The sequence below is a fragment of the Cobetia sp. BL01 genome (assembly GCF_056493605.1).
The window spans coordinates 1-245 of sequence record NZ_JBVBEE010000032.1 but is presented as its reverse complement, the minus strand read 5'-3'; the positions used below and the strand labels follow the sequence as shown (position 1 = coordinate 245).

Here is a 245-nt window from a genome sequence, read left to right as displayed (position 1 = left end):
TTATCAGGTAGTAGAAGCTTGAACCGGAACTTGATGGTGGAGCCAAGCGGGATCGAACCGCTGACCTCCTGCGTGCAAGGCAGGCGCTCTCCCAGCTGAGCTATGGCCCCAAAAGTCGGCAAACCGTGTCGACAAAAGCACGAAGCTTTTGGTGGGTCTGGGCAGATTTGAACTGCCGACCTCACCCTTATCAGGGGTGCGCTCTAACCAACTGAGCTACAGACCCGACACTACTACTCGATAAA

Annotated in this window: 2 tRNA genes; both read right to left on the bottom strand. The window is 54.7% G+C overall.

Going from position 1 to position 245, the window contains the following annotated elements:
* Window positions 1-34 precede the first annotated feature (34 nt).
* A tRNA-Ala gene (locus tag ACZYGA_RS16985) sits at window positions 35-110 on the bottom strand.
* Window positions 111-149: 39 nt separating this feature from the next.
* Window positions 150-226, bottom strand: a tRNA-Ile gene (locus ACZYGA_RS16980).
* Window positions 227-245: the final 19 nt, after the last annotated feature.